Here is a 7989-nt window from a genome sequence, read left to right as displayed (position 1 = left end):
GTATTGAAAAGACCAGCGTTAAAGAAGTACGGGCTTTTACGGCCAGATTTCAAAGTAAACTCACCAAACTTAAGAACTTCTTTCTCAAGTGCAAACTCAATAAATTCACGCTGGTATGCTTTCATTATTTTCTCTCTATGTCCTTGGTTTCTCGTGTCTCTTCTCGACAATCATTCATTTCTCTATTGTCGAGATAAAAAAATAGCCCCCATAATGGGAGCTATCTAAATCAATTGGCTAACGCCGCCTTCTGCGCTGCGACAATTTCTGTAATGCCGACTTTCGCCGACTCGAGCAATGCCATCAGCTGTTCGTGACTGAACGGTTCACCTTCTGCGGTGCCCTGAATTTCAATCATCTTGCCTTCTTCGGTCATTACCACGTTCATGTCTGTGTCTGCCGCTGAATCTTCAACGTATTCAAGATCACACAATACTTCGTCGCCTAGTAAGCCGACAGAAACTGCCGCTACGTGGCCTTTCATTGGATTCGCTTTTAGCTTGCCGCTATCCACTAGGTGTTGGAATGCATCGGCCATTGCAACACTTGCGCCGCTGATAGATGCAGTGCGAGTGCCGCCGTCTGCTTGGATAACGTCACAGTCAACGGTGATCATGAACTCACCCATGGCTTTTAGATCGACCACAGCGCGTAGGCTTCGCGCGATAAGACGCTGAATTTCCATCGTACGGCCGCCTTGTTTGCCACTTGCCGCTTCACGACGAGTACGAGAATGTGTTGCTCGAGGTAGCATGCCGTATTCAGCTGTAACCCAGCCTTTACCTTGACCTTTTAGCCAACGTGGCACAGATTCTTCGACGGTCGCATTACACAACACTTTGGTGTTACCGAACTCAACTAGCACTGACCCTTCAGCGTAAGCTGTGTAGTTACGAGTAATTTTGATAGGGCGAACTTGATCCGCCTTGCGATCGTTTGGACGCATGGGCATCTACCTTAAATATGAGGAGAAGACGATTTGGTTGGGCGTAGATTATAACGGAATCGATTCCGGATTCATAGGTTACGCCGCTGGCACAACATAAACAATCCATACATCCCGCGCACCTATCAACGCAGCATGATACACTCTTGAAGTAATTTTCAAAAAATGAAGACAGGAAAATTCGATGATTTACAGTATGACAGCGTATGCACGCAAAGAAGTAAAAGGCGATTGGGGCTCTGCGGTATGGGAAATCCGCAGCGTGAACCAGCGTTATTTAGAAACATACTTCCGCATGCCAGAACAATTTCGCGGGTTAGAGCCCGTTTTACGTGAGCGCTTTCGTAAGCGCTTAGCGCGAGGCAAAGTAGAATGTAATCTGCGTTTTGAAGCAAACCCTGCCGCAAAAGGTGAGCTTAGCATCAATGAAGCGCTTGCTAGCCAGGTAATTAAAGCCGCTGAACAAGTCATGCACATGACTGGTGAACTGAGCCGAATCAATCCATTTCAAGTCATGCAGTGGCCGGGGGTAATGGAAACGCCAGAGCAAGACATGGATGCGGTAAATAAAGTGCTACTAGAAGCGTTTGATGGCGCAATGGATGAATTTATTGAAGCGCGCGCTCGTGAAGGCGAGAACATGAAAGCGCTGATTGAACAGCGTTTAGACGCCATCTCTGCAGAAGTCGTAAAAGTGCGTGCCCGCATGCCAGAAATTTTAGAATGGCAACGTGAGCGACTATTCTCGAAGTTCGAAGACGCTAAAGTGGAACTGGATCCATCTCGTATCGAGCAAGAGTTGATTTTGCTAGCGCAAAAATCGGATGTTGCTGAAGAGCTCGATCGCTTGGACTCTCACGTAAAAGAAACCACAAACATTCTGAAAAAAGGTGGCGCAGTGGGTCGTCGTCTGGACTTCATGATGCAAGAGTTCAACCGTGAATCGAACACGTTAGCGTCGAAATCCATCAGCACCGACATCACCGCATCGGGCGTTGAATTGAAAGTTTTGATTGAACAGATGCGTGAGCAGATCCAAAACATCGAATGATTTCCACACGCTTCCATATTGTTATTTAAGGCAATAAATATCAACAACTTAACTATGAGTTAATTCCATACCGGTCCATAGAGAACCATCTTTAACCACCACCAACCGGTGGTTAAAGTGGTGGGTATGTTACACTATCATCAGAGCAGGGTGGTGGGTAAAGTAAGATTCCGCCGATTTAATGGATATGGAGTTAGGTTGGGATGTCTCAGTTAACAGTTAAGAAAGTGGAAGCATTAATTAGAGCTGGTGGGGATAAAACAAAGCGCTATGGTGATGGTGGTGGTTTGTATTTGGTTGTTCCCCATTCTGGCTATCCTAGTTGGATGTTGCGTTTCACATCGAACAAAAAGCGCCGCGAAATGACACTCGGTAAAGTTAGTGATATCTCTTTACGTGACGCCCGACTCCTCGCTGCCGAAAAAATGAAACAAGTCCGCGAAGGGTTTGATCCGCTCATACAACGAAAGCGCGCAGAGCAAGAAAAAATTAAAACCGTTAACGACTTGTTTTCAGACTGGTACCCATCCCTAGAAAAACGTTTAAAGCACCCTAACATTCCGAAACGTGTCTTCTTAAAAGATATTGCCCCTCATATCGGCGATATCCCTCTCGAGCAAGTCAACGCTCGTGATATTCGCACCACTATTAATGCCATTACTGCTGCCGGGAAACCCGCAATCGCGAATGACGCCCTTAACTATTGTAAACAACTGTTCAACCATGGAATGAAGCTCGACCTCATGCAAGGTAATCCTGCTTCTGCATTTACGGTTCGGGATGCTGGCGGTGTGGAAAAGAGCAGAGATAGAGCCTTAACTACCGAAGAGCTCAAGCAGTTTTTTAATACCGCTAAACAAAACCCGATGAGCTTTACCCGTGACAACTATTTAGCATGTGCCTTACTCGTGTGCTTAGGTGTACGTAAATCCGAGCTGTGTGAAGCCAAATGGGAAGAGTTTGATTTAGAAAAAGCAGTTTGGGAACTCCCAAAAGAACGCAGCAAAACCAATGTTGCTCTTACTATCCCTTTAGCGAAACCAGTATTAGAATGGTTTGAAGAACTGAAAGTGAGAAGCTTAGGCTCTGAGTATGTATTCCCTAGTCGCCGATCCAGTAAAAATCCACATATGGGGCCAGATACGCTTAATCGTGCGATTACCAAACTATTCGGGCATGAACCAGGTAAAAAGAAACAGCCGCCGAATCTTATGGGGGATATGCCTCACTTTACTGTTCATGATCTACGCCGTACGTGCCGCACTTTATTGGCACAACAAGGCACCCCCGGCCATGTGGCCGAAAGGTGCTTGAATCACAAGTTAAAAGGTGTTGAAGGGATTTATGACCGACATGATTATTTTGAAGAGCGGAGAGAGGCTTTAACTACGCTCGCAGCTAAAGTGCACAGATTTATTTAGTTGGTACGCCATACCTTAAAAATTTTATTTAACACTAATACAATTAAACAGAGAACAATAAGTCCTCTGTTTAATTGTGTGATTCATGAAGTAGGGGCTTTGTTATCAAGCCAACCTTGTTCTTTTAGTCTATTCCATGCTGCCAATATGTGCGCAGGTTTCATCTTTGCTTTTCTTGCATTCCAGCTTTGAACACCATGAACTACATCATCAGAACTCAAGTCTTTATCATTATATTCTTGGGTCGCCACCCAATGAACGGTAGAAAGCAACTCCATACCATTTTGAGATTCAAATCCTTCGATTAATTTAGCCACTTTATCAAAGCGCAGTTTGGTATCAATATGCCGCTCAAGATAATCAAGAGCCTCTGTGGCGGCATCTTCTCTGAGCTCTATCGGTGTCTCCGGTTTATTTAAACCGTCGGCATAACCAGATATAAAATGACCTTCCATTTTATCAAGCACATGACGAAGAACATCAGCATAAGGCCCATAATGGTGTTTCTGAAAGACGACCTTGTTTAATGGCTCACCAACAGCTGTTAGAAAGTAGACAAGCTTCTGTACTTCCAATAAAGATAAACGATAACCGAACCCTGTAGACACATAGCGCTCGATCAAACCAAGCACAGCGGCCCGACCAGCTGTCATAGCTGGTCGTTTAGTCCTATTTATCATAGCTTCGGCTTTCGGTGCTGCTTGTGGTGGATAGACTCGCCATTCAACATCAGGCATATCCACCAAATGCTTATTAATCAATTGATCTACTTGATGCCAAGGTAATCCCCCTAAACCGCTGCCTAATGCTGGAATAGCTACCGATTTAAGGTCTAAACGCTTGACTTCTGCCTTCAAGCTATCCAAGCCTTGCTCAATAAATTCAAGCTTTGATTTCCCCTTCCAGTGCGCTTTGGTTGGAAAATTAATCACATAGTACGGTGCATTCATTGAGTTAAGAGATACCGATAATACTTGTCCTGTTACTAGAGATTTATCATCACAGGCTTTCTTATAAACTTTAAAGTTCTCAGGGAACGCTTTTTTAAACTGCAATGCCAAACCTTTACCCATCACTCCAACAGTATTGACGGTGTTAATAATAGCATCAGCTTGATCATGCAATATATTCCCTGTTTGATAAGTGATCATAGTAACCTCTAGTAATACCATTCAGGTCGAACAACGACCTCTGGCTTATGCTGCGCAACCTGGAGCAAAGCATTCACTTCATCTGCGATAGCTTGAGTTTTAACGCCAATTTGCTGGATGGTAATCCATTGTACAGATTCAAAGGCTAAAAACTCCGCTTGCTTTTCTTCTTTAAAGTCCTGCCAGTACTTCTCATTAATGATTCGTTGAATATCTAGTTCACCAATACGATCAAAGTCATCTATTTGTTCTGCGTAATCCAAATCAGCATGAATATCAGTAAAGAAACAATGTTGATTGCTCAATCGGATAGTGTCAGTGTCACTGATTAAGTGTAGCACCCTGTCCTGTCCACCTTGGAAGTCTGGATGCCCTTTGTAGATAACAAACAGCATCACAGAGCGAGGGCAAAAGTTAAAAGGTACATACTGACCAATGGTTCCACCTGCCGCTACATTAACAGGGCGAACAAGGCGCCGCTGTTTAATGTGACTGTAGCCAATATTCTGATTGACTAATCCCAGCTCAATTCGCTTAGAGTCAGACCATAAACATCCTTGCGCTAAGATGCTGCCAAGGTTATCGATATGCGTGATGTGCGACACTTTAACAGTCATTATCATCTCTTCTTACTGTAACACTATGACTCATTTTGTCTCACTCCAACCAGAAGTCATTAACTCACTAAAGTCTCTTCTGGATAAAACGTTAGAGCAATCTCGCCAATCTTTATCCGACGGTTCCATGGTGCTTGTATAACGAAGATCAAATCCATTTGCCTGTTTTCTGTCTTCGATATATTTGTCCATTTCTTCCCCGAGAGTTTCAATATCATCTATCCACTCATCTTTAATCGTATCTGGCAATGCACCAAACAAGTTGTAACGATCCTGCATGCGCTCAGAGAGCTTGTCATACACCTTTTCATCAACAGTCTGCTCATTAACCAAATTAAGCATATCAACTTGCTCTCGAACTTGTCCAAAGCGCTTGATCCGGCCTATTCTTTGCTCCAATTTGGTTGGGTTCCAAGGTAGATCAACGTTTATTAGTGTGCCTAACGTTTGTAGGTTCAAGCCTTCACAGGCTGCGTCTGTAGCAACCATGATTTCTAATTGATGCTCCGCGACCATCTTCTTTAAAGTCTCACGCTCAATATTTACGCTATCGCCTTTTTGGTATAATCGGCTTCTACCTGCTCCTGCATATAAACCCACAGCTTGATTTGGGTATCGCTCAGCTAAAGAGTCTGCAACCCATTTTGCTGTGTCGTAGTACTGGCTGAAAATGATAACCCCATGTTTTAGCCAACCTTCTAATTCCAAGTAATGCACTACTGCACGTAGTTTGGGATCTTCATCAACTCTTTCTAGCCTTGCGATCATTCGTTCAAGAACTGCTATTTCTTCTGGGCTTTCCGCTTTTAGTTCAATAAATTGCTCATCACTTTCTTCTTGGACCGTTAGCCCCTCTAGCAGCATTTTGGCTGTATTTAACCCGGCAACAATGCTGGAACAAATACGTTGCTCCATCAGGTTTTTCATAAAACCACTGCCTTTGCCGTTTTGAGCAAGAGCTTTACCAAAATGTCGGGCTTCTGTATAAGCCTGGCGAAACTCTTCACTAGTAATTAGCGCCTTACCCGTAAACAGACTGCCAAACTTATGCTCTTCTTTAGCTAGTTGCCTATCGGGGTGAACATTAACCCCAATACGAGGGAGTAGGTTAGCATCCTCCAATGTTACACGTTTTCGTAACACTATATGACGAACAAATGGATTCTCCCTCTGGAAAAAACTGGCTCCAGCAATATCACGATCTAGCTCGTCTTCTAGGTAGTCCCTAGAATCCTCAGATAAATCTGTTAGTGGATTTTTAATATCTGACTTTCTGTCGTTTAATAGATCAAGATCTTCTCGAATTGAGCGAAACAGCTTTCTCGAATGTTTCTCATTGCTGGAATCAACCATCGGTAGTGGTGAACGTAGCAACTCCCATGCAAAACTAGGCTCACTGACACGCTGCTCACCAGATAAAATAGGCAGTACATCTTTTGGATGATGCCACTTGGCATAATCATTCCCGAGAACAAAATTACCTACTCCTTGATGCAATATACCCATAAGGTCCCAGAGGTCTTCTGAACGAGTTTGAATGGGTGTCGCCGTACCCAAGAGTACATGGTCGGAACGTGCCGCAACATCACGCATAAAGGTAAGTAAGTTATTAGGAGTACCCGCTCCCTTTCCAAACCCTTGTCTACTTCGGGCCTTATGAGCCTCATCAAGAATCGTAAGTCCAAACCTCAAACCTAAAAGATGCTCTTTCTCTAAAGACTCTTGCATCATCAACCCAGTAGAGACAATACCAATACGCAAAGGGCACTTGGCGATAAACTCTTGTCCTGAAGGTGAGATAACCCGCTCATCCGAATCTATCCAAGCTTTTTTTTGTGTATGCCATCTGGCACAAGGAATACCTAGTTTGTCGATCATCTCTGTTTGCCACTGCTCGCACAGTGTTGCTGGCGCAAAGATTATGACGGGTTTACGCTTTTTGTTTTCTTTATCACTAAGAAGGCAAAGGCTCAATGCGGCTGTTGCCATTGATAAAGTTTTACCTAGACCAACCTCATCAGCAATCAGCAAGCGTACAATTCCATGATTACGATAATGGCGAATACACTCGGTAACAAAGCCTTGTTGCCAGGGCCTTAGTGAAAAGCCCTGCCGATAGAGCGGTGATTCAATCAATGCAGCAGGTGCTACATCATCTTCATCATCAATCTCATCAAATACGATTTCACGACGATATCCACGGCGCTTGACCTCACGTATTACTGCATCGGGCAACTGACGAGCGGCGTTCCACAAGTATTCAAACTCTTCTTCTATCCATGCAACTCCCTCAGGAGAATCGTCCTCCCAAAGGATCTCATAGTGCCTTTGCCAGCCACTACTTGTTTCATTCATTGAGCCCATAAAGCCCAACTTTCGGCCATCCGCACACTCGATGACTCCGGCTTTACCATGCAAAAAACCACACACACTGTCAGGTGCTACACGAATAACTTGTCCGTGTTTAGCTAGAAAGCTATCAAGCCTTCGATAGCGGTCGCGGTTAAGCAAAGCTTCTGTCTCTATATCTTGCTCATTCCAACGACCAATCATCTTAGCTTCTCTAAGCTGAGCCACTTTCAAGTCATCAGGATGAATATCCACGTTACAGACGATTTTTACATCAGGGATAGCCTCAATGAGCTCATGCGCAACTTCAAACAAAGAACTGGTAAAGTAACCCGCTATGCGTTTGTAACTGCGGGCTCCTTTTAGGTGTTCAAGTAAAAAGCTACTATCCAGCCGATGAGTTCGTGAAGAAAACCGTCTGATTGCCATATATCATTTTCCCTTACTACATAAG

The 7989-nt window shown here is 44.1% G+C and carries 6 protein-coding genes and 1 pseudogene; 2 read left to right on the top strand and 5 right to left on the bottom strand.

Going from position 1 to position 7989, the window contains the following annotated elements; genetic code table 11:
* Nucleotides 1-125 (bottom strand): annotated as a pseudogene (gene pyrE, locus R8269_RS14030) (orotate phosphoribosyltransferase); the annotation flags it as partial.
* Nucleotides 126-229: 104 nt separating this feature from the next.
* Nucleotides 230-946: a ribonuclease PH gene (gene rph / locus R8269_RS14025; RefSeq protein ID WP_031780917.1), complete on the bottom strand. Its 717-nt coding sequence runs from the start codon at nt 944-946 to the stop codon at nt 230-232.
* Nucleotides 947-1130: 184 nt separating this feature from the next.
* Between rph and R8269_RS14020 the strand changes: the two genes are divergently transcribed.
* A complete protein-coding gene (locus R8269_RS14020) occupies nt 1131-1997 on the top strand; it encodes a YicC/YloC family endoribonuclease (protein ID WP_005395766.1) in 867 nt (288 codons plus the stop codon).
* A 203-nt stretch (nt 1998-2200) separates the two neighbouring features.
* Complete coding sequence (locus tag R8269_RS14015; RefSeq protein ID WP_086597672.1) at nt 2201-3418, top strand: tyrosine-type recombinase/integrase; 1218 nt, start codon at nt 2201-2203, stop codon at nt 3416-3418.
* Between the two features lie 83 nt (nt 3419-3501).
* Here the strand turns inward: R8269_RS14015 and R8269_RS14010 are convergent, their stop codons facing one another.
* From R8269_RS14010 to R8269_RS14000, 3 genes are read right to left on the bottom strand one after another with little or no spacing between them, the layout of a single operon-like run.
* Nucleotides 3502-4569 (bottom strand): macro domain-containing protein, encoded by a 1068-nt coding sequence (locus R8269_RS14010; protein WP_123015111.1) that lies wholly within the window; start codon nt 4567-4569, stop codon nt 3502-3504.
* A gap of 8 nt (nt 4570-4577) precedes the next feature.
* Nucleotides 4578-5186 (bottom strand): DUF4433 domain-containing protein, encoded by a 609-nt coding sequence (locus tag R8269_RS14005; RefSeq protein WP_086597670.1) that lies wholly within the window; start codon nt 5184-5186, stop codon nt 4578-4580.
* Between the two features lie 30 nt (nt 5187-5216).
* Nucleotides 5217-7964 (bottom strand): phospholipase D-like domain-containing anti-phage protein, encoded by a 2748-nt coding sequence (locus tag R8269_RS14000; protein ID WP_318222568.1) that lies wholly within the window; start codon nt 7962-7964, stop codon nt 5217-5219.
* Nucleotides 7965-7989 lie beyond the last annotated feature (25 nt).

Source organism: Vibrio sp. Vb0667 (assembly GCF_033391095.1).
Note: the sequence above shows the minus strand (reverse complement) of the source record. Positions and strands in the feature narration are given on the sequence as shown.